Source organism: Halorussus sp. AFM4 (genome assembly GCF_051194995.1).
Classification (GTDB): domain Archaea; phylum Halobacteriota; class Halobacteria; order Halobacteriales; family Haladaptataceae; genus Halorussus.
In genome coordinates, this window is record NZ_JBNTJT010000001.1 from 502,216 (window position 1) to 519,725 (window position 17,510).

Here is a 17,510-nt window from a genome sequence, read left to right on the forward strand (position 1 = left end):
TGTCAGTCGGAGAAAGACGAGCGGACCGCGGCGCCGCGGCCTACGTCCCGGTCGTGGTCTCGGTCTCGTTCGACTCGGTCCCGAACGGCGAGCAGTTCGCTATCGCGGACACCGTCCGGTCGTCGCCGAGGTCGTCGGTGGAGGCGAAGGCCGCGACGACGCCGTCCCCCTCGACGGAGACCGTCTCGTTCCCAGCGAGCGTCATGGTGGAGCTGCTGGTCGACGTCCCCGACGCCGACAGTTCGATGACGCTCACCTTGCCGACGTACTCGGTGTCCTCGGACGCGACGAACCGGACCTCCTCGTCCTCGCAGTCGATCTCGATCCGGGGTTCGGTCACGCGCTCCGTCTCGGTCCCGTCGGTCTCGTTCGGCGTCGTCGTCGCCTCGGCGGCATCACCGCAGTAGGTCACGTCGGACGCCACGACCGCCTCGGAGTCGTTCTCCACGATGGTGAACACGATACCTCGCTCCTCGAAGTCGACCGTCGCGTTCCCCTCGACGGAGCCGAACGACGAGCTCGACACGCTGCTGGACTCGGCCGTGACGTTCGCGACCCCGACGGTCACGCCGTACTCGTACCCCTCGGGCGCCGTGATGCTCACGTTGGTCTCGGTGCAGTTGACGGTGATGTTCACGGCGGTCTGGTCCGCGGTCATCTGCGGACTCGCTCCCTGCGTCCTGTCGATTCCATTCTCGGTCACTCCCCCGGCGATACTCGGCCCGAGGGCCCCGACGCCGAGTATCACCACCCCCACGAGAAGCGCCTCGGAGGGCGAAATTCGTACGCGAGGCATACCGGTATCTCGTCGGAGGCGTACAAACTGTTTCCGCTGGCGTTCACCGTATTCGGGATTAAAATTGCCGCGTTGATACACTGCAGCCATCCGCACCTGCGCCCGGACAGCGGGCGGTTCGTGACCGGCGTCGGCCGGGGAGTACAACGACCGCCCGAGTCGTAGTCGAGTGTGAGTAACGGTGGCAGACTGGGCCGTCGGTCAGCGGCGGTCGGCCGACCCACGCGGTCCGTCGTGCGGTGGTCCGAGTCGGAGACGTGACGGAGATTTCTCCGCTTACGGCGCTCGGAATCGGGGTTACCGTGGGTAAGGGGAAGTTCTCCGGAGGAATTAGGCCCGGTCTAATCACCGATCCGCGACCGCCCTACGGGTGTTAGGCGAATTCGCCGATTGACCCCGATCCGGCGGCAGTTCGACGCCGTAAAATCCGTTACTCAGTGTCATGTGTCAGTTTCGAGTATGTAACAGCGATTGAATTCGACGGGTCCGGATAATAACAAAGTCGGATACTGTGGAGCATCGGTCTGCGGCAGGTGCGAAATCCAATGACACGTGAGAAATCCATGACGAAGCGGATCGGCGTACTCCTCGCGATACTCGTCGCGAGCAGTATGGCCTTGTCCGGTATCGGAGCGGCAAGTGCGATCGGAACCAAAGACTGCGAGAGCGCGCAGAACCAGGCGCTGTCCGTCGACGCCAACCAGTCCAGTACGGACCTCAAGCTTTTCGACACTAACAGTACGCAGGCGGACGACCAGGACATCTCCGGCGACGTCGACCAGGAGCAGGACGCGACCGGAGACCGGAACTGCCAGAAGCAGTCCGAGAGTCTGACCGCCCAACAGAAGGCGAACCAGACGATACTCTTCGGGAGCAACAACGAGCAGACCGCCGACCAGGAAGAGACCGCCGACAGCGAGCAGACGCAGAACGTCTCGAACGGCGACGACAACTACCAGAGTCAGCAGTCGGCCCAGTGGATGGACCAGCAGCTGATCCAGCTGTCGTTCTTCGGTAGCAATAACACGCAGGACGCCACGCAGGACGCCGACCAGAAGAACGACCAGCTGCAGATCGTCGAGAACGGCGACAACAACACGCAGGTCGCCGAGAACGACCAGAACATCACCCAGAAGCTGGTCCAGTTCGTCGCCTTCGGCAGCAACAACTCGCAGGACGCCGAGCAGTACGCCGACCAGGTGAACGACCAGGACCAGATCGTCGTCAACGGTAGCAACAACACGCAGGTCGCCGAGAACGACCAGGACATCACCCAGCGCGGGGCGCAGGTCATCCTCTTCGGCGACAGGAACGACCAGGACCTCGAGCAGGACGCCGAGCAGGTGAACTACCAGGACCAGATCGTCGTCAACGGTAGCAACAACACGCAGGTCGCCGAGAACGACCAGGAGGTCCAGCAGGACGCGGGCCAGGTCGTCGTCTTCGGTAGCGACAACGACCAGTACGCCGAGCAGGAGGTCGAACAGGAGAACAAGCAGGACCAGGTCGTCAAGAGCGGCGACAAGAACGACCAGGAGGCCGAGAACGAGCAGGACGCCGACCAGTTCAGCAACCAGGAAGTCTGGTCCGGCAACGACAACGAGCAGAAGAGCGAGCAGGACGTCGAGCAGGAGAACGAGCAGGAGCAGAAGGTCAAGAACGGCGACAAGAACGACCAGGAGGCCGAGAACGAGCAGAAGGCCGACCAGCAGAACGACCAGCAGATCTGGTCCGGCGACGACAACAAGCAGGAGAACGAGCAGGACGTCGAGCAGGAGAACGAGCAGGAGCAGGAAGTGAAGAACGGCGACAAGAACGACCAGGAGGCCGAAAACGAGCAGGACGCGGAGCAGAGCAGCGAGCAGGACATCTGGGGCGACGACAACAAGCAGGAGAACGAGCAGGACGTCGAGCAGGAGAACGAGCAGGAGCAGGAAGTGAAGAACGGCGACAAGAACGACCAGGAGGCCGAAAACGAGCAGGAGGCCGAACAGGATAGCGAGCAGGAGGCCGAAGGCGACGACAACAAGCAGGAGAACGAGCAGGAGGCCGAACAGGACAGCGAGCAGGAGCAGAAGGTCAAGAACGGCGACGAGAACGACCAGGAGCAGGAGAACGAGCAGGATTCCGAACAGGACAGCGAGCAGGAGGCTGAGGGCGACGATAACAAGCAGGAGAACGAGCAGGACGTCGAGCAGGACAGCGAGCAGGAGCAGAAGGTCAAGAACGGCGACGAGAACGAGCAGGAGCAGGACAGCGAGCAGGAGGCCGAACAGGACAGCGAGCAGGACGCCGACGGTAACGACAACAAGCAGGAGAGCGAGCAGGAGATCGAGCAGGACAGCGAGCAGGAGCAGAAGGCCAGCGGTAGCAACAACGAGCAGGAGCAGGAGCAAGAGAGCGACGTCGAGCAGGAGAGCGAGCAGGAGGCCGACGGTAACGACAACAAGCAGGAGAGCGAGCAGGAGGCCGACGTCGACCAGGAGCAGAGCCAGAAGGTGAGCGGCGAGGACAACACCCAGGAGCAGAGCCAGGAGGCCGAGGTCGACCAGGAGAGCGAGCAGGAGACCGACGGTAACGACAACGAGCAGAAGCAGAGCTCGGACGTCGAGGTCGACCAGGAGCAGAGCCAGACCTCCTCCGGCAGCGGCAACGACCAGGAGCAGAGCCAGTCCGTGTCGGTCGAGACCGACCAGGACCAGGACTCGGAGGACTCGAAGCTCGTCGCGCCCCTCGGGCTCTAAGTCCGGACGCTGACCAACCGCACTATTCTTTCGGCGGACCCGACGAGCGAGGGACGGACCGAGAGCGACTCAGCAGAAGTTCTGCGTCGCGTACACCTTGCCCTCGGCCGTGACGTACACCCCGATGCCCTCGTTGTTCCACGCCTCGGTGAGGATGTTCTCGCGGTGGCCCTGGGAGTTCATCCACTGGCGGACGATGCCGGCCGCCAGATCGTCGGCGTTGGTGTAGTGGACGGTCCCCCAGTCGGCCCGGACGTCCGTGTCGTAGTAGGTGTAGGCGATGTTCTCGCCGCCGGTGTAGTACCGGGTGTCGGTGATGTACGCCCGGCAGTCGTACCCGAACTTCTCGTACCGGTCGGCCCGCGTCTCCCCGTCGGGGGACGTGTGGCTGAAGTAGTCATTCTCGGCCATGTCCCTACTGTGGTACCGGGCGATCTCGCGGAGGTCGGTGTCGAAGCTCAGCGTCCCGAGGCCGTGTTCGGTCCGGCGCTCGTTGACGTACTTGTGGATCAGCTTCTCCACCCGACTCCGGTCGAGCTCCGAGAGCGGGGTGTCCCCGTCGCCGGAGCCTCCGCCGCCCTGCTCCGCCGCGCCCTCGACCACGAGGTAGCCCACGCGTTCGCCCAGATGGGCCGTCTCGGCGTCGGCGCTGCGCTCCTCCTGGACCCGCACGTCGACCGACGACCCGGTGAGATTCCGGTACCGGACCGAGCAGGTGTTCGACCCCCGGAACGTCTGCACGTCGACCAGCAGGACGGGGTCGGAGTAGGTGCTGCCGAACTCGATGGTGGTCCAGGCGCTGCCGACGTCCGAGCGGGTGCCCGCCTCGTAGGCCCGGCCGTCGAGCGTCCCCGACCCGGGTTCGACGGCGAGGTAGCCGACGTCCTCGACCCGGTGGGCGCCGCGGGACTCGGCCTCCTGGAGGCGCACCGAGAGCCCGGAGGCCGACACGTCGCGGTGGCGCGTGACGACCGGCTGGCCGCCCGCGACCGTCTGGGCCTGCGAGAACACCGCGGGCGTCGCCGAGAACGACGCGGAGAACGAGACCGACTCCCACCGGTGGTCCGTCCGGACCCGGCCGAACTCGAAGTCGGTGCCGTCGGCGGGGCTGTAGCGTCCGGGGTCGGTGGCGAGGTAACCGACCGTCTCCGTGCGGTGGGTGCCGTCGAGGTAGTCCCACTCCTCGACCGCGACGTCGAACGCGTCGCTCGCGACGTTGCGGAGCCTGGGGGAGGCGGCCTGGGGTCCCCGGTAGCTCAGCCCGGCCGCGAGGACGACCGGGTCGTCGGCCGACCCCGACAGCCCCACCGTCCGCCACTCGTGGTCCGTCGAAGCCGAGCCCGCGTCGACCGAAATCGCGGGAGCGAGCGCTGTCGCTCGGGTGGCGACCCCGCCGAGTCCGAGGCTGCCGGCGAGCAGCCCGGTCGCCCGGAGGTAGCCGCGTCTGCTGAGTGATGCCTCTGGTTCCGTACCGACGCTCGTATCGCGTGCCATGCGCGTGGTCGGTGCTCCCGCCGACAGTTTATAAATATTCTCCTTTCTTTGAAAACCGGAACCGCAGTTTACACGAACCGGCGGCGGAGAACACGACCGGCCGACCGCCGGTCGCTCCCCTCAGTCGGCTTTCGCCGGGGCGTCGTCCTCGCGGTCGACGCCCGGGATGCTGCCGACGTCGACGTCGCCGTCGTCGCCCGCAGCGATGCCGCTGGTGATGATGGTCCGGATGCCCTCCTCGACGGTCATGTCGACGTCGTAGACGCGGTCCTCGGGGATGTGGGCGAGGTAGCCGCCCATCACCGGGTTGGGCGCGAACGGGAGGAACATCGCCACGAGGTCGTCCTCGCCGACCGCCTCGCCGATGGCCGACGGGGAGTCGGCGGTCTCGAAGCCCAGGATGTACGACCCCTTCCGGGGGTACTCGACGACCTTGACGTCCTCGAAGTTCTCGGCGTCGCTGCCCAGCATCGCGTCGCCGACCCGCCGGAAGCTCCGGTAGACGGTGCCGACGCCCGGCACCTTCGCGAGCGCCGAGTCGAGCGCGACGACGAGTCGCTCGCCGTACCGGACGTGGGCCAGCGTCCCGACCGTCACGACGGTCGCCGCCAGCAGCAGGACCGCGACCAGCTCCGACACGAAGTCGAACAGCGCGCCGTAGACGCCGAGTTCGATGAGTAGCTGCGAGAGCCACAGCGACTCGACGAACGCCACCGCGCCGGACCACTCCAGCACCGCGACGACCGGGGTGAGCGCGCTCGCGATGAACTCGATGACCATCGCCAGCACGTAGACGGTGACGACGAGCGGGACGATGATGGCGATGCCCGTCACCACGACGTCGAGCAGGCCGTCGTACAGCGATTCCCCGGTCTCGCGAACCGCGTCCGCGGGCGTCTCCCGACCTCCCATTTTCACCTACGAGTAGGCCGGCGGACATAGGGATTCGGGCCGTAGGCCGGTCTTGAACGGGGTATAGGGTCGGCCGAACCCGAATCGGCGAGTCTCGCGAGTTCGCGCCCGGAATCGCGGGGCGGCGTAATCTCGATTACGCGGGGCCGAGCGCCTGCCGGGGCCGCGAGAGCGACCACTCTACGCGTGTCGGGCGCCGGTCCCGGGTCGGTCGAGCGATTCGAGGTCGATCTCGCCGGCAGGCATCGGGACGCCGTCGTAGGGGTCGTCGGCCACCAGCAGCGAGCCGTCGAGGTCGGCGTAGTCGAGCAGCGGCGCGAGGTGGGCCGCGGCCGCGATGGCGACGTTCGTCTCGACCATGCAGCCCAGCATCACCTCCAGGCCGTGGGCGCGGGCGGCGTGGATCATCCGCGTCGCCTCGCGCAGGCCGCCGCACTTCATCAGCTTCAGGTTCGCGACGTCGACTCTGCCCGCGATCTGCGGGACGTCCTCGAGCGTGACGCACGACTCGTCGGCCGCGATGGGGAGCGCAGAGCGGTTCCGGACGAACTCGAGTCCGTCGGGGTCGCCCGCGGGCACCGGCTGCTCGACGAACTCCAGGTCGTACGCGGCGAGGGCGTCGATCTTCCGGACCGCCTCGCGGGGGGTCCAGGCCTCGTTGGCGTCGACCCGGATCGTCGCGTCGGGCGCGCGCTCGCGGACCGTCGAGACGATCTCCTCGTCGCGGTCGGTGCCGACCTTCACCTTCAGGGTGGAGTAGCCGCGCTCGACCGCGGTCTCGGTCTTCTCGGCGACGCGCTCGGTCGTGTCGATGCCGATGGTGTAGGAGGTCGAGACCGCCGCCTCGGGGTCGAGCCCCCAGTACCGGTAGAGTGGCACGTCGAGGCGCTTGCAGACCAGGTCGTGGAGCGCGATGCTGACCGCGCACCTGGCGGCCGGGTTTCGTTCGACGGTCTCGCGCATGCGGCGCTCGATGCGGTCGAGCCGGTGCGGATCGCCGACGTCCTCGACGACCGCGAGCAGCTCCGGCAGGACCGCCTCGACGGTGGCGGCGGTCTCGCCGTAGTGGGCCGAGGGCGCGGCCGCGCCGACGCCCACGGTCCCGTCGTCGTCCCGCACGTGGACGACCACGTTCTCGACGGTCTCCTGGGTGCCCCGGGCGATGGTGAAGGCGTTCTCCAGTTCGAGCGAGACCCGCTCGAAGTCGGTCGCGAGGCTCATAGGAGCGCGTCCACCACCTCGTCGGGGTCGAACCGCACGGGGTCGGTCGCGGGCGCGTCGAGGAGGTCGCCGTACGTCTCGACCGCCCCGCGGGCGGTCTCGTCGTCCTCGATCGACCGGGTGTTGAGCGCGCCGGCGACCACCTCGGTCTCGTGGACCGGCCGCGCGAGGTCCTCGTAGAGGTCGACGTACTCGTCGATCGGCGGCAGGTCGAACTCCTCGTAGCCGTGGACGACCTCCCGGCCGGCCTCGTGGCAGAGCACGAGCCGGTCGGCCATCGACCCGTGGAGGATGGCGTCGGTCACCGGCGAGTAGGCGGGGTGGACGATGCTGCCCTGGCCCTCCACGAACAGGTAGTCGTGGTCGTCGCCCCGCTCCAGGATCATCTCCTCGACCGCGCCCGCCGCGAAGTCCGAGACGATGCGGTCGATGGGGGTGCCCCACCCCTCGATCATGATGCCGGTCTGGCCGGTCGGGACGAACCCGACGTCGGCCCCGCGCTCGCGGGCGGCCTCCAGCAGCTCCATCGTGGCGGTCATCTTCCCGACCGAGCAGTCGGTGCCCACGGTCAGGACGACCTCGGCGTCGACCCGGTCGGCGACCCCCTTCGCGACGGTCAGGTCGTCCGGCGGGTTCCGGACGTCCCAGATGTCGCAGCCGTTCTCCGCGGCGAGCCGCGCGAACTCCTCGTCGTCCTCCAGGAAGTAGTGCAGCCCCGAGACGAGGTCGCAGCCCCGCTCCAGGGCGGCGGTCACGTCCGGGCGCCACGACTCGTCGAACCCGCCGCCGATGGGCGCGATGCCGATGACGAGCGCGTCGACCTCGGGGACGTCGGCCATCCCGGCGACGACGGGGGCGTCCTGGACGTCGGGCACGAAGTCCGAGACCCGCGACCCGGCGTTGTCGCGGTCGAGCACGGCCTCGATCTCGTAGTCGGAGTACCGGAGCAGCCCCACCGCGGTCTTGGCGCGGTCGGGGAACTTCTCGTGGGCGAGTACGGCGACTCTCATGGGTAGAGGGTGGGCGGAGGCGGGCTTAAAGGTCGGTGTGGCGGCACCGTGTTGGTCGACGAGGTGACGAGTCTGGTTGAAGGAGTGCTGGCTGTTTGTCGATGGCCGGATTCGAAATCGGACCGAGCTCCACCGAATCGGCGACCACGGCCTCCGGCCGCCGGGAGACAACCGCGTCTCCCGAGGTCACACTCGCTTTGCTCGCGTGACCGCGACCGGGCGGCCCCTTTCAGCCCGCCCGGACTGTGGGTTGGCCGGGCTGCCATCGCGTGACGGGTCCGACACTTCCGAGTCGGTCATCGGTCGGACCGGCGGTCAGACGTCGAAACTGCAGCGGTTCGCCGCCTGCTTGCCCTTCTCGGCCTCCGACTTCGCGCGCTCGTTGTTTCCGTTCGCCAGCGCCTCGGCCGTGGCCGCGAAGTGCTCGCTGGCGTCGCGCAGCGCCTTCGCGTAGCAGGTGAGCTGGACCACCGAGGACTCGACCGACGCCGGCGCCGACTCCTCCTGCTTCTTGAACGTCTGGTACCCGCTCGCGAAGTGGTCCTTCGCCGCCGCGAAGCGTCGCTCGGAGGTCTCGAACTCGTCGTTCCCCAGCTTCGCGTTCGCCGCCTTGAAATCGACCATCCCGAGCGAGACGTCCCTGAGCCCGTCGGCGAACGCGGTCAGCACCGGGACCAGCTCGTCGAGCGTCGCCAGGCCCGTCTGCATCGACTCGACGTCGACCCGCTCCAGTTCGCTCAGGGTGTCCGTGTCCAGCTTCTCGGCCCGGTCCCGGAGCACCGCGAGCACGTCCTCGGCGCGGCTGATCGTCTTCCGCGCCGTCTCGAGCTTGCCGGCCGCGTCCTCGAACCGCTTGGACTTGAAGTAGGTGAGCCCGGTGCCGAGCCGGGTGTACCCCTCCGCGAAGACGTCGAGGAACTCCCCGAACTTGCGGGCGAACGAGACGTAGCCGCGGGCCGCCGCGATGCGCTCGCGCTGTGGGTCGGTGGCCGACTCCTCGGCGGCGTCGAGTTCGCTCGCGGCCGTGTCCAGATACCCGTCGAGCGACTCCGTCCGGACGTCGACGCCGTCGGTCATGTCGGCCTCCTCGAGCCTGTCGCTCTGCGCCGACAGCTCCTCGCCCGCCTTCCGGAGCGCCTCTCCGGCGGCGCTGAGGTGTTGCTGCGCGTCCGCACTGGTCGTGGTCTCCGCAGTCGTCGTTCCGTCGCCGCTGCCGCTCCCGCCCGAGCAGCCGGCGATGGCTACGGCACTGGCCGCCGAGGCGGCCGTCGCGAGATACTCTCGTCTGTCCATCGACCGGGGCACTCGGCCACGCACGTATCAGCGTTCGGGTAGCTTACAATGTTGCCCGTTTATCGGTCGTCGCGGACTCGGTCGCCAACCGGCGCGCGACGTCTCTTCCCCGCGTCCTCGCAGTACCGACAACCGACACAGAAAGCTGTAGAAATCGGGGACGTCCGAGCGCGACCGACTGACGAGCGAGTCCGCCGGGGCTCACTGCCGCGGTCGAGATTCGCCCGCGTCGGACTCGCGGGGCGGCGGAGCGGTCTCGGACTCCCCGGGCGGCGTGCCGAGACCCGGCGGCTCCGGGGCCGGGTGCTCTAGCCACCCCTTCCGTCGGTGAATCGCCTGATACGCCCGCCGGAGCAACTGCTGGGAGGGACTCCGGTCGACCCTGGGCCGGACCCGGCCGTCGCGGATCGCGGCCGCGACGCTCTCGGGAGTGAGCTCGTCGGCCTCGATTTCGGTGTACGCCCGGCCGGCTTCGACCGGGTAGTGGGCGTCGCTGCCGCCGACCAGCGGGAGGTCGCGCTCGCGGGCCAGCTGCTCGACCCACTCGGGCGGGTCGGTCCCCTTGCCGTTGACCTCGACCGCGTCGAAGTCGGCGTCGGCCTCCCGGACCGTGCTGTTGCGGAACGGGTGGGCGATGACCGCGGCGCAGTCGCGGTCGTGGGCCAGTTCGACGACCCGCTTCGGCGGGAGCTCGCCCTCCGGGGTGCGCTCGGGAGGGTCCGGGCCGATCACGAGCGCGTGCCCGCGGGTGGTGGTCACCTCGATGCCGGGCAGCACCGCGACCGGGTCGCCGCCGAAGTCGAACTCGCGGTAGAAGTCGTGGTTGGTCGTGACCACGGCGTCGAGCCCCCGGTAGCTCGCGGCCGCCGCCAGCAGGCGCGCGCCGACGGGGTCGAAGGCCCGGCCGAGCGCCGGGACGCCGTGGAAGAACCGCGTGTGGGTGTGCAGGTCGACGGCGAACATGTGTCCCGTCTAGCGGAGAGAGGGAGTTATCGGTTCGGGCCGGTTCCGCGGGTCCCAAGCGCGGCGCGGGCGCTCACGCCCCGCCCCGGAGCGCCAGCCACGCCACGAACACGACGACCGCGCCCAGCCCCGTGCTCGCCACCGCCTGGGCCCGGAGGCGGTCGAGCAGCGCGTGGGCGTCGTCGGTCACCTGCGCGACCTCGTACACCTCGCCGCCGAGTTCGCACCGCGGCAGGAAGTCCATCGCGACGTGGAGGAACACCCCGGCGGCGAACCCGAAGACGACGGCGTTGACGGGAGCGCTGCTGGGCAGTTCGAGGAGCGCGGACGGAATCGCGGTGAGGCCGACGCCCGCCGCCGGCAGCAGCAGCATCGTGACCGGCTTGCCGGCCCGCCGGAGCCGGTCGGCCGCGGCGTAGCCCGCCGGCCCCTTGTGGGAGACGATGGCGAGGCCGAGCAGGTAACCGACGTCGGCCATGTTGCCGTAGACGAGCCCGATGATGGCCCCCGCCGACAGCGAGTGGGCGGTGAGCTCCACGGCGGTGTGGTCGAACGGCAGGTCGGCGTGCATCGCCCGGTGGCCCAGCGTGTGGGCCGAGAAGCCCGCGAGCACGCCGGCCGCGATGCCGAAGCCGCCGAACTTGGGGTGGTGGCCGATGGCGCCGGGCACGATGAACACCGCCGCGCTGGTGATCATCGCGCCGCTGGCGAGGCCGTACCCCCAGACCAGCCGCCCGGCGTCGGTCGTCGCACCGGTGCGCTCGCCGAGGAAGGCCGCCCCGCCCATCGCGGCGAACGCGATCCACGCGATGGCGACGACCTTCGTCAACCCCGCCCCGAGTGCGAGCGGCGTGAAGACCAGGAGTGCGAGCGGACCGACCAGGCCGAGGCGCGAGAGACGCATGTTATTAACTCTAAACCAGTAATTAATAAGGGCGTCGGTTCGCTCGAGCACGAGTCGTACAGCGGCGGAGTCGGACGGTCCGAGCGCCGACCCGAAGCTCGCGGGCGGGAGGCATATGACGGTCGAACCCGTCGGTTCCGCCGTGTTCGACGGTTCGGACGCGCGGGACCTCCCCGCGCTGTCGCTGACGTGGCGGGACGGGCTGTTCGCCCACTGGCCGGTCGACCCCTCCCGGGTCCGGCCGCTGGTCCCCGACGAACTCGACGTGGAGACCCGCGAGGGGACCGCCTGGGTGTCGGCGCTCCCGTCGCTGGTCACGGCGAGTCGGCCGTGGTTCCTGCCCGAGGCGGTCGGCCTGACGTTCCCGCAGGTCACCCTCCGGACCTACGTGCGCCACGAGACCCGGCCGGGCGTCTACTTCCTGAGCGTCGACGCGGACACCGCGCTCGGCGTCGGTATCGCCCGGGCGCTCTGGGACCTGCCGTACCACCGTGCGGACGTCGACTTCGAGACGGTCGGCGAGACCCGGCGGGTCGACAGCCGGCGCGTCGACCCCGGAGAACCGCCGGCCCGGTTCGCCGCCGCGTACCGCCCGACCGGCGAGGCCGTCCGGCCCGACCCCGACTCGCTGTCGGCGTTCCTCGCCGAGCGCCACCGGCTCTACCTCGTGCGCGACGGGACGGTCCGGTGCGCCAGGGTCGAGCACGAGCCCTGGCGGCTCTGCCCGGCCGAGGCGTCGGTCCACGCCGACGCGCTGCTGGAGGCGGCGGGGCTGCCCGCGCCCGCGGAAGACCCGATGGTCCGATACGCGCCCGGCGCGTCGTTCGCGGTCCGGACGCCGTTCCGGGCGCGAGCGCGAGGAGGGTGAAAGACGCGTTTCAGTCTCTGGAAGGCTTATTCCCGGGGATTCCGAAGGCGGGCGTATGACGGAGTGGACACGGCGCTCGGTCCTCGCGGCGGCCGGCGCGAGCCTCGCACTCGCGGGCTGTCTGACCGACGCCCCCGACGGCAGCGGCGGCGGACCGCCGACCGAGAGGACCACGACCGGAGGTGCGCCGTCGGGGACGCCCGGGCCCGACTCGCCGCCGTCCGAGACCCCCGCGGGCGACGCGACGACGGGCGACTGGGTGGAGCGCCTCTCGAACAAGCCCGACCCCGATCACGGCATCTCCATCGAGAACGAGGCGAGCGTTCCCGCCACTCTCCGGGTCGCGGTCGTCCGCGAGGCGACCGGCGAGACCGTCTTCGAGGCGACCCGGCGCGTCCGGCCGGGCGCGGAGGTCGGGGTGTACAACCTCCGGGAGGCCGACCCCGAGGGCGTCGAGCGCTTCGAGGTCTGCGCCGAACTGGTCGCGACGGGCGAGGCGGAGACCGCGACGGCCGCGACGGCGACTGCCGAGACGACTACCACGACGGCGGCCGGCACGACGACTGCGGCCCCTGCCGACGAGTCGGCCGCCGAGACCGCGAACACCACGGAGGTCAGTACCACCACCGAGTCTGGCACCGCCGGGTCCACGCCGACCGAGACCGCCGCGAGCACCGACGCCGAGACCACCACCGCCGACGCCTCTCGCCGGGACTGCGCGACCATCGCCACGAACGAGTGCTACGGGAGCGCGTCCGCCAGGTTCGCGGCGGACGGGTCGGTCCAACTCGTCTACGCCATCTGTTGAGCGTCCGTGGCGGACTACCGGTCCGCGCCGCTCCGCCACAGTTACGTCCGGCCGGCCCCGACCGTCGGTCATGTTCAGGCCCGGCCACTACGGCGTGGCGCTCGCGCTGTACGCCCCCGTCGGCGGGTGGCTGCTCACGACGGGACACCCGACGGCCGCCGTCGCGGGCGGCGCGGGCGTCCTCTGGCTGACGATGCTGCCCGACTGGGACAGCCGGCTCCCCTTCGTCGCCCACCGCGGGCCGACCCACACCCTGCCGTTCGCGGCGCTGGTGGCCGGCGCCGCGTGGCTGGTGGCGGGCGCGGTCGTCTCCGCGGCCGACCCCGCGCTGGACCTCGGCGGCCCCGTCGCGGGCCCGGTATCGCTCCAGGCGTTCGCGGCCGGCGTCGCCGCGCTGGCGATCCTCGCGCACCTCGCGGCCGACCTGCTGACCCCGATGGGCGTGGCGGTGCTGTGGCCGCTGTCCGGGCGGCGCTACTCGCTGTCGGTGACGACCGCCGACAACTCGGTCTGGAACTACGCGCTGTTCGCGCTGGGCGTCTTCGCGACCGCCGCGGCGGCGTACCTCGGCGCGGAGCTGCTGGCGAACGCGCCGGCGTAGGCCGTGATTCCGCGTCAGACTCTCGGAACCCGACGATCTGACCCCCGCCTGGCGACAACCCTTTTCAGCGCGTCGGCCCTGCTACCGATATGACCTCGGACGCGAACGACGCGCCGCCCGGCGAGCGCGGCGGCGGGCCGACGCTCGCCGACGACGCGCTCCTGGCGCCGCTCCGCGAGACCGACGACCCCGTGCTGACGACCGGGGAGGTCAGCGACACGGTCCCGTTCGGCCGGCGGGCCACGGCCGAGGGGCTCGAACGGCTCGCGAGCGAGGGCGTCGTCGAGCGCAAGTCGGTCGGCGACGGCGCGGTCTGGTGGCTCCCGGGCCACACCGACACGAACGAGCGCCGCGGACCGATGCCCGGCGCGACCCGGGAGTACGACGGCGGCCTCTCGACCGGGCTGGAGAACGCCATCTCGACCCTCTCGGTGCCCGACGAGCGCGAGCGCGGCGCGGTGTACGCGACCTGCTACTTCCTCGCGGAGTACGGCCCGGCCGCGCCCGAGAAGCTCCGTGCGGAGGTGTACCCCAACTACCCGGCCGGCCACGACGACGCCGCGTCGTGGTGGACCGAGACGATCCGGCCCGCGATCGGGGCGCTCGACGGCGTCGAGCGCGACGGCGACGCGTGGCGGGTCGCCGCGGACGAGGAGTAGCGCCGAGCGGACCCGTCCGCCCCGCGCGGCCCCGGACTCGGTCCGGGAGTCACCACTCGCGATAGGTCAGCTCGTCGGCCTTGTTGGTGACCGCCCGCATCATGCACCCGTGGCACACCCAGACGTCGCCGCCGGTGCGGGCCACCAGCCGGGTCCCGTCGGACTTCCGGGACTCGCAGATGTCACAGACGCGCATAGCTCACGTAGCCGGGCCGGAGGTTTGAATCTCTCGGGCGTCACGCCGGGAGACCGCCGTGGAACGGGCTCCCGGCCGACCCGACGTCGGTGGCCTCCCGACCGGCGACTGCCGACTCGGCTCGCGTCCGACCCGCGGGTCGCCCCTGTCATGCCATCGGCCCGGTCGGTCGGCGACCGCCGACACGCGCCGGTTCGGCCAGCCGACACGGCCCGGTCGGGCCCGCCGGTGTGCCGGCGGATTTTTGGGGCCGTCGTCCGACGTATCGGCGTGATGAGTGTTCGACGCGTCGGCGGGCGACCGGGGAGGGTTCGGCGGTGCTGACCGAGTGGTTCGTCCGCGTCGCGGGCCACGACCCCGTGATGCAGGGGCTGGTCGGCGGGATCGTCATTGCGGCGATGAACACCCTGGGCGCCGCGCTGATCGTCGTCTGGCCCGACCCCTCCGACCGGACGCTCGACGGCGCGCTCGGGTTCGCGGCTGGCGTGATGCTGTCGGCGAGTTTCACCAGCCTCATCCTGCCCGGCATCGAGGCGGCGTCCGACCCCGGGTACCGCGCCCTGTCGGTCGGCGGCGTCGAACTGGCCGGCGTCCTCCCCGTGCTGGTCGGCTTCGCGCTCGGCGTGGTGCTGCTCGACCGGGCCGACCAGTGGGTGCCCCACGTCCACGTGGTCATCACCGGCCGCGACCGGCGGGACGCGGCCGGCGAGGCGCGCGGGGTCGAAGAACGCGGAGACGAAACGTCGGCGAACGAGGCGCCGGCGAACGAGGCGCAGGTGGAGGCGATCGAATCGCCGGCGAGCGATGCCGCGTCGACGTCAGCGGTCGAGAATCCGACCGACGGCGAGCCCCGCATCGAGGAGGACACGGCGGCCGGTCGAGTGCCGCTCGACCCCGACGACGCCCGGACCGCCTCGGTCCTACTGTTCATCGTCGCCATCACTATCCACAACATGCCCGAGGGGCTCGCGGTGGGCGTCGGCTTCGGGTCGGGCAACGTCGGCGACGCGCTCGCGCTGATGCTCGCCATCGGCGTCCAGAACGTCCCGGAGGGGCTGGCGGTGTCGGTCGCGGCCGCCAACGCCGGGTTCGGCTCGCTGGCCTACGCCACGTTCGCGGGCGTCCGGGCCGGCCTCGTCGAGATCCCGCTGGCGGTGCTCGGCGCGGTCGCGGTGGGACTGGCCGCGCCGGTGCTCCCCTACGCGATGGGGTTCGCCGCCGGGGCGATGCTGTTCGTCATCAGCGACGAGATCGTGCCCGAGACCCACGCCCGCGGCCACGAGCGGATCGCCACCCTCGGCACGATGCTCGGTGTCGCCGTGATGCTGTACCTCGACATCGTGCTGGGGTGAAGCGGGAAGCGGACGGGCGTACGCCGAGCACACCGACTGAACCCCGGACCGCCAGCACGCACAACCCCTATCCTTCCCCGGACCCAATGAGTGCCCATGAGCGAGAGAGGCGAGGCGAAGGCCGACGACCTGCCCGACTCCGACGAGGAGTGGCGCGAGCGCCTGACCGACGAGGAGTACCGCGTGCTCCGGGAGGCCGGCACCGAACGACCGTTCTCGGGCGAGCACGTCGACCGCAAGGACGACGGCACCTACGCCTGCGCCGGCTGCGGCGCCGAGCTGTTCGACTCCGAGACCAAGTACGAGTCCGGTTGCGGCTGGCCGAGCTTCTACGACACCGACGACGACCGCATCGAGACCCGGCGCGACACCAGCAAGGGGATGGACCGCGTCGAGGTGCTGTGCGCCGAGTGCGGCGGCCACCTCGGCCACGTGTTCGAGGACGGCCCGGAGCCGACCGGCAAGCGCTACTGCATCAACTCGGTCGCGCTCGACTTCGAGGGCGACGAGTAGCCGCGCGGCGCGGAACACGTGGAGGCGGCGCACGGCGAAAACGAGACGACCCGCCGAACCGCGCGCTTCTCGCGAGGCGTATTCGGCCGGCAGTCGCTCAGGGGTACTGCTGCTCCTCGGTGGTGAACGGCGTGATGGCGGCGGTCCGCTGGGCCACGGTGGCGATGCGGAGCACGAACGCGAACAGCACCGCCAGCGGCGCGAACCCCACGGCGACGGTCGCGGCGAGCACCAGCGGCGGCATCGTCGAGTAGAACGACTGGGCCTGCGGGCCGGCGGCCGCGAGCAGCATCACCGTCGAGACGACCTCCGCGGGCACGCCGACGTACAGCAGCAGCCGGGACAGCGAGGCGAGCTCGCTCTGCATGTACAGCGTCTTGAAGTACTGGCGGGCGACGTCGATCTGGCGCATCCGGCTGACCAGCTCGGTCAGCACCTCGCGGTCGTCCTCGGTGAACGCGTCGCCGTACCGCGCCGCGAGCGACTGGACCCGCCGGATCTGCTCGCCGTAGTTGGTGTGGAGGGTCGCCGACAGCGTGGCGAACGTCCCGACGTCGCCCCGGCTCAGCAGCCGGCTCACCTCCGACATGTGCTCGTCGAGCGACGTCGCCAGGGCGTCGAGCTCCCGGTCGAGCGCGGGGTGCTCGCCTTCCGTGGCGACGTCGTAGAGCCGCTCGACCTGGTCGTCGGTGTTCTCCAGCAGCCGGGCGAGGAAGTCCGAGGGCGTCACCGGGGCGATCTCGCCCTCCGATGCGTTCTGGACCGCCTGGCGGTAGTTGGTGACCTCCCGGATCTCCTCGCGGAGCTCGCCCGGCGAGCTCAGCTGGCGCGAGAGCACCAGCTGGTTGATCGAGAGCACGAGCGTGACGAGGGTCAGGTTCCCGCCGACCTGGGCGCTGAACACGTACAGCAGCGGCACGGGCCAGCGGATCGCCCGGAGCACGACGAGCTCGACCGCGACCAGCAGTCCGAACACGCCGACGACGAGCAGGCCGGCGACCGCGAGCCGGTTGCCGTGGAGCATCAGCCAGTCGAGTCCGAGCGAGCCGTCGCCGAGCGCAGGACCGCTCGCCCGCTTGCGGTCCGAGGGCCAATTCATGGGAGACGCCAGGGCTCCGTCGAAGGAAAGTCCGTCGGCCCCGTCGCCGGCTACCGGTCGCAGGGGGCCGGTCGCCG

17 protein-coding genes are annotated in these 17,510 nt (G+C 70.2%); 7 read left to right on the plus strand and 10 right to left on the minus strand.

Going from position 1 to position 17,510, the window contains the following annotated elements:
* Positions 1–40: 40 nt before the first annotated feature.
* Positions 41–658 (minus strand): hypothetical protein, encoded by a 618-nt coding sequence (locus tag ACQUQF_RS02515; RefSeq protein ID WP_435175393.1) that lies wholly within the window; start codon positions 656–658, stop codon positions 41–43.
* 701 nt (positions 659–1,359) lie between these two features.
* Between ACQUQF_RS02515 and ACQUQF_RS02520 the strand changes: the two genes are divergently transcribed.
* The gene (locus ACQUQF_RS02520; RefSeq protein WP_435175395.1) at positions 1,360–3,540 is read left to right on the plus strand and encodes a hypothetical protein; all 2,181 of its coding nucleotides are present in this window, start codon (positions 1,360–1,362) and stop codon (positions 3,538–3,540) included.
* Positions 3,541–3,609: 69 nt separating this feature from the next.
* Here ACQUQF_RS02520 and ACQUQF_RS02525 read toward each other — a convergent pair whose 3' ends face one another.
* From ACQUQF_RS02525 to ACQUQF_RS02555, 7 genes are all read right to left on the minus strand, one after another.
* The gene (locus ACQUQF_RS02525) at positions 3,610–5,034 is read right to left on the minus strand and encodes a CAP domain-containing protein (RefSeq protein ID WP_435175397.1); all 1,425 of its coding nucleotides are present in this window, start codon (positions 5,032–5,034) and stop codon (positions 3,610–3,612) included.
* 120 nt (positions 5,035–5,154) lie between these two features.
* Positions 5,155–5,946 (minus strand): DUF502 domain-containing protein, encoded by a 792-nt coding sequence (locus ACQUQF_RS02530; protein ID WP_435175399.1) that lies wholly within the window; start codon positions 5,944–5,946, stop codon positions 5,155–5,157.
* Between the two features lie 180 nt (positions 5,947–6,126).
* Complete coding sequence (locus tag ACQUQF_RS02535) at positions 6,127–7,167, minus strand: dipeptide epimerase (RefSeq protein ID WP_435175400.1); 1,041 nt, start codon at positions 7,165–7,167, stop codon at positions 6,127–6,129.
* Positions 7,164–8,177, minus strand: coding sequence for a DUF1611 domain-containing protein (locus tag ACQUQF_RS02540; RefSeq protein ID WP_435175402.1), 1,014 nt, complete (start codon positions 8,175–8,177; stop codon positions 7,164–7,166). Before ACQUQF_RS02540 ends, ACQUQF_RS02535 begins: the two co-directional genes overlap by 4 nt.
* Positions 8,178–8,492: 315 nt before the next feature.
* Positions 8,493–9,470: a hypothetical protein gene (locus ACQUQF_RS02545; RefSeq protein WP_435175404.1), complete on the minus strand. Its 978-nt coding sequence runs from the start codon at positions 9,468–9,470 to the stop codon at positions 8,493–8,495.
* A 201-nt stretch (positions 9,471–9,671) separates the two neighbouring features.
* Positions 9,672–10,433: a CehA/McbA family metallohydrolase gene (locus tag ACQUQF_RS02550; RefSeq protein WP_435175406.1), complete on the minus strand. Its 762-nt coding sequence runs from the start codon at positions 10,431–10,433 to the stop codon at positions 9,672–9,674.
* Between the two features lie 73 nt (positions 10,434–10,506).
* Complete coding sequence (locus ACQUQF_RS02555; RefSeq protein ID WP_435175408.1) at positions 10,507–11,337, minus strand: ZIP family metal transporter; 831 nt, start codon at positions 11,335–11,337, stop codon at positions 10,507–10,509.
* A 142-nt stretch (positions 11,338–11,479) separates the two neighbouring features.
* Between ACQUQF_RS02555 and ACQUQF_RS02560 the strand changes: the two genes are divergently transcribed.
* The 4 genes from ACQUQF_RS02560 to ACQUQF_RS02575 all read left to right on the plus strand — a co-directional run bounded on the left by ACQUQF_RS02560 (position 11,480) and on the right by ACQUQF_RS02575 (position 14,273).
* The gene (locus ACQUQF_RS02560; protein WP_435175410.1) at positions 11,480–12,205 is read left to right on the plus strand and encodes a YqjF family protein; all 726 of its coding nucleotides are present in this window, start codon (positions 11,480–11,482) and stop codon (positions 12,203–12,205) included.
* A gap of 55 nt (positions 12,206–12,260) precedes the next feature.
* Positions 12,261–13,013, plus strand: coding sequence for a hypothetical protein (locus ACQUQF_RS02565; RefSeq protein ID WP_435175412.1), 753 nt, complete (start codon positions 12,261–12,263; stop codon positions 13,011–13,013).
* A 70-nt stretch (positions 13,014–13,083) separates the two neighbouring features.
* Positions 13,084–13,614 (plus strand): metal-dependent hydrolase, encoded by a 531-nt coding sequence (locus tag ACQUQF_RS02570; protein WP_435175414.1) that lies wholly within the window; start codon positions 13,084–13,086, stop codon positions 13,612–13,614.
* A gap of 89 nt (positions 13,615–13,703) precedes the next feature.
* Positions 13,704–14,273, plus strand: coding sequence for a hypothetical protein (locus ACQUQF_RS02575; protein WP_435175416.1), 570 nt, complete (start codon positions 13,704–13,706; stop codon positions 14,271–14,273).
* Between the two features lie 49 nt (positions 14,274–14,322).
* On the opposite strand, the gene ACQUQF_RS02580 is transcribed toward ACQUQF_RS02575, so the two are convergent.
* Positions 14,323–14,469 carry a hypothetical protein gene (locus ACQUQF_RS02580; RefSeq protein WP_435175418.1) on the minus strand — a complete coding sequence of 49 codons (147 nt, stop codon included), beginning with the start codon at positions 14,467–14,469 and terminating at the stop codon, positions 14,323–14,325.
* A gap of 362 nt (positions 14,470–14,831) precedes the next feature.
* Here ACQUQF_RS02580 and ACQUQF_RS02585 point away from each other — a divergent pair, with 362 nt between their 5' ends.
* Positions 14,832–15,821 carry a ZIP family metal transporter gene (locus ACQUQF_RS02585; protein ID WP_435177589.1) on the plus strand — a complete coding sequence of 330 codons (990 nt, stop codon included), beginning with the start codon at positions 14,832–14,834 and terminating at the stop codon, positions 15,819–15,821.
* Positions 15,822–15,917: 96 nt separating this feature from the next.
* Positions 15,918–16,334: a peptide-methionine (R)-S-oxide reductase MsrB gene (msrB, locus tag ACQUQF_RS02590; protein ID WP_435175420.1), complete on the plus strand. Its 417-nt coding sequence runs from the start codon at positions 15,918–15,920 to the stop codon at positions 16,332–16,334.
* A gap of 97 nt (positions 16,335–16,431) precedes the next feature.
* Here msrB and ACQUQF_RS02595 read toward each other — a convergent pair whose 3' ends face one another.
* On the minus strand, positions 16,432–17,433 hold the full coding sequence (locus tag ACQUQF_RS02595) for a hypothetical protein (RefSeq protein ID WP_435175421.1): 1,002 nt from the start codon (positions 17,431–17,433) through the stop codon (positions 16,432–16,434).
* Between the last annotated feature and the right edge of the window lie 77 nt (positions 17,434–17,510).

Excerpts from the sequence above, each read along its gene's own strand:
- ACQUQF_RS02575 (WP_435175416.1), top strand. The coding sequence starts at position 13,704 with ATGACCTCGGACGCGAACGACGCGCCGCCCGGCGAGCGCGGCGGCGGG.
- ACQUQF_RS02580 (WP_435175418.1), bottom strand. The coding sequence starts at position 14,469 with ATGCGCGTCTGTGACATCTGCGAGTCCCGGAAGTCCGACGGGACCCGG.
- ACQUQF_RS02525 (WP_435175397.1), bottom strand. The coding sequence starts at position 5,034 with ATGGCACGCGATACGAGCGTCGGTACGGAACCAGAGGCATCACTCAGC.
- ACQUQF_RS02530 (WP_435175399.1), bottom strand. The coding sequence starts at position 5,946 with ATGGGAGGTCGGGAGACGCCCGCGGACGCGGTTCGCGAGACCGGGGAA.
- ACQUQF_RS02585 (WP_435177589.1), top strand. The coding sequence starts at position 14,832 with ATGCAGGGGCTGGTCGGCGGGATCGTCATTGCGGCGATGAACACCCTG.
- ACQUQF_RS02595 (WP_435175421.1), bottom strand. The coding sequence starts at position 17,433 with ATGAATTGGCCCTCGGACCGCAAGCGGGCGAGCGGTCCTGCGCTCGGC.
- ACQUQF_RS02535 (WP_435175400.1), bottom strand. The coding sequence starts at position 7,167 with ATGAGCCTCGCGACCGACTTCGAGCGGGTCTCGCTCGAACTGGAGAAC.
- ACQUQF_RS02515 (WP_435175393.1), bottom strand. The coding sequence starts at position 658 with ATGACCGCGGACCAGACCGCCGTGAACATCACCGTCAACTGCACCGAG.
- ACQUQF_RS02565 (WP_435175412.1), top strand. The coding sequence starts at position 12,261 with ATGACGGAGTGGACACGGCGCTCGGTCCTCGCGGCGGCCGGCGCGAGC.
- ACQUQF_RS02570 (WP_435175414.1), top strand. The coding sequence starts at position 13,084 with ATGTTCAGGCCCGGCCACTACGGCGTGGCGCTCGCGCTGTACGCCCCC.
- ACQUQF_RS02545 (WP_435175404.1), bottom strand. The coding sequence starts at position 9,470 with ATGGACAGACGAGAGTATCTCGCGACGGCCGCCTCGGCGGCCAGTGCC.
- ACQUQF_RS02555 (WP_435175408.1), bottom strand. The coding sequence starts at position 11,337 with ATGCGTCTCTCGCGCCTCGGCCTGGTCGGTCCGCTCGCACTCCTGGTC.
- ACQUQF_RS02520 (WP_435175395.1), top strand. The coding sequence starts at position 1,360 with ATGACGAAGCGGATCGGCGTACTCCTCGCGATACTCGTCGCGAGCAGT.
- msrB (WP_435175420.1), top strand. The coding sequence starts at position 15,918 with ATGAGCGAGAGAGGCGAGGCGAAGGCCGACGACCTGCCCGACTCCGAC.
- ACQUQF_RS02550 (WP_435175406.1), bottom strand. The coding sequence starts at position 10,433 with ATGTTCGCCGTCGACCTGCACACCCACACGCGGTTCTTCCACGGCGTC.
- ACQUQF_RS02540 (WP_435175402.1), bottom strand. The coding sequence starts at position 8,177 with ATGAGAGTCGCCGTACTCGCCCACGAGAAGTTCCCCGACCGCGCCAAG.